The following is a 2,332-nucleotide window of genomic DNA, read 5'->3' as shown; positions in this document are numbered from 1 at the left end:
TGGAGTTGCTACCTTTGAGTGGAGACCATTTTATAGGCAGATTTAAGTAAATGATTAAATTTGACTACGATGGAAAGACGTGTATTTGATGCCTCCTTCAAGCGGATGGCCATTGACCTCTCCTGTGCGAGGGGATCGGTAAAAGAGGTAGCCGATGAATTAGGTATAGACCCTAGCCGTCTGAGAAAGTGGCGGCAGAAGGAGGGTTCGCCTATCCGATCTACTCAAGGGCTGAGTGAGGAACAGAAAGAGATCAAGCGTCTGCAGAAGGAGCTGAAGGAGGCGCAGTTGGAGCGAGATATCTTAAAAAAGGTACTGTTTTAAAATCCAATAAACTTTAGGAAAAACTTCCGTATATTTTTATTGACGAAGGAGAGCTTCACTCGATAGATCGGACGGAAGTTCATCCAGTGTAGGCAGGTCCCTGTATCTGCCTACTTTGTTTTCAAAGACTTCGTCTTTGTGACGAAGGAGAGGCTTTCTCTCCTGATCTCCGGAAGTTAAAAGTCTTTCCTGAAATAGCGTATTATTTTTCCACATCGAGTAAATAAGCAGCAGCAGTTTGCGCTGCAGAGCCACTAGGCCCACCTTCTTGCCTGCCTTCCTGGCGGTGATGCGCTGGTAAACTGCCCGCAAAGCAGCGTTGTACCGACTAGCCACCATGGCCGGAAAATAAAGGGCTGCCCGGATCCTGCTGTTACCTTTCTTGGAGATTCTGGTTTTCCCCTTCACGCTGGTGCCCGACTCCCTTTCCACCACGTCGAAGCCCGCGTAGCTGGTGAGTTGTCTGGCATTGGCCATAAGGGCAAAGCCCTGGGTCTCGGCTAGTATAATAGCCAGGCTAATAAGACCTATTCCTTTGATGGTCAAAAGCTTGTTAGCTTTCTCTTGCAGCCATTCCTCTTTTTTGAGCACAACCTCTATCTGAGCCTCACACTTGGCTATTTCATTTTCAAACTTTTTGATCATTTCCTTATGGGACCTGATCACAAAGGCTGGCGGCTCTTGAGCCGAAAGCAGGGCGTCAAGCCGGTTAGAGAGCACAGTCCGCTCTCGCTTCAGGTCTGTGTAATGCCGGGTTAACTCCCGTAGTGCTTTGAAAACAGGAGATGGCGGCTGCCAAGGAGTAAGCTGACGCTCGGTCCCCAGCTGGCCGATGATACGGGCATCGATGTTATCTGTTTTGCTCTTAATATTGAGACTCTTGCCAAAGTGCTTGACTTTGTTGGGGAGTAAAATAGAGACGATCTGCCGGAGTTTATGAAGGTGGTAAGCTAAGGGCTCATAATAGATACCAGTGGCCTCCATCACAAATGCTACCGGTAGGCTGGCGCTGGCCCGCTTGCGGACCCATCTGAGCAGCTGACTGAAGCCCCTGGTGCTGTTCTCAAACTTGACTGGTTGAGAAAATGCCAAGCCAGACTGGGGGGGAGTTGGCAAAAGCAAGCCGTAAAGCTTTTCTTGGCAATGTCAACGCCCACGCACTGTCTTGTAATTTGTTCCATAGCATGAGTGGTTAAAATAAGCGACCTTTCTTTCTCCCTCGTCTTGCCTTTTGTCTTACACTTGCTTATCCTCATTGAGATAGCCTTAAGTACTGTCCAGACTCACAGAGAAAAGGTAAGGGGGAATGGAAATCCCTTTTTTACGGTATAGTATTGCTGACTTACCTGGCCATCAGTCTCTCATTCCCCTCGGCCAATGCACCTAGTGTAACTACGGTGAAATGGCCATCTTTAGAACCTTTTACAAAAGTAAAAGGCCATCAGCATCTTCTCCAGGGGAGACGGGCGGTATACGGATTCATAAAAGAAAACCGCAACCAGTTTCCCGTCGAGAAGATGTGCAGAGTGCTCAAGGTGAGTGCCAGCGGCTATTATTACTGGCTTCATCACCCGGTCAGTCTGCGGGAGCTCGAAGAGCAGGAACTCGCGGCGAAAGTCAAGGAGGTATACCAGCAGAGCAAATGCCGCTATGGCAGCCCCAGGATCAGTTTTGAGCTTCGGGAGCAGGGCATCCAAGCTTCTCGTCCACGAGTAGCCCGTGTAATGCAGAAGCACCAGATACAGAGCATTGTAAGAAAGAGGTACCGGGTGCAGACTACCAACTCCAGCCATACCTACGCAGTAGCTGAGAACCACCTGGCAAGGGATTTCCAGGCGGCAGGGCCGGCAGAGAAGTGGGTGTCTGATTTGACCTACATCAGGACCAGGGAAGGCTGGCTGTACCTGACGGTGGTACTGGACCTGGCCGACAGGAAAGTGGTGGGCTGGGCGCTGAGCGATACCATAGAGGCGGAGGCGACCACGGTGGCTGCCTTTCAGATGGCCAT

3 protein-coding genes are annotated in these 2,332 nt (G+C 50.2%); 2 read left to right on the top strand and 1 reads right to left on the bottom strand.

The window, feature by feature from the left end; translation table 11 throughout:
• Positions 1-69 precede the first annotated feature (69 nt).
• Positions 70-324, top strand: a complete 255-nt coding sequence (locus LN893_RS20310; RefSeq protein WP_229973242.1) for a transposase — start codon at positions 70-72, stop codon at positions 322-324.
• Between the two features lie 36 nt (positions 325-360).
• Here the strand turns inward: LN893_RS20310 and LN893_RS20305 are convergent, their stop codons facing one another.
• Positions 361-1,416 carry an IS110 family RNA-guided transposase gene (locus LN893_RS20305; protein WP_229973241.1) on the bottom strand — a complete coding sequence of 352 codons (1,056 nt, stop codon included), beginning with the start codon at positions 1,414-1,416 and terminating at the stop codon, positions 361-363.
• A gap of 242 nt (positions 1,417-1,658) precedes the next feature.
• On the opposite strand from LN893_RS20305, the gene LN893_RS20300 reads away from it, so the two are divergent.
• A partial coding sequence (locus LN893_RS20300; RefSeq protein ID WP_229973240.1) for an IS3 family transposase occupies positions 1,659-2,332 on the top strand: 674 nt, incomplete at its 3' end.

The organism is Pontibacter harenae, assembly GCF_020907245.1.
In the GTDB taxonomy this organism is placed as follows: domain Bacteria; phylum Bacteroidota; class Bacteroidia; order Cytophagales; family Hymenobacteraceae; genus Pontibacter; species Pontibacter harenae.
Note: the sequence above shows the minus strand (reverse complement) of the source record. Positions and strands in the feature narration are given on the sequence as shown.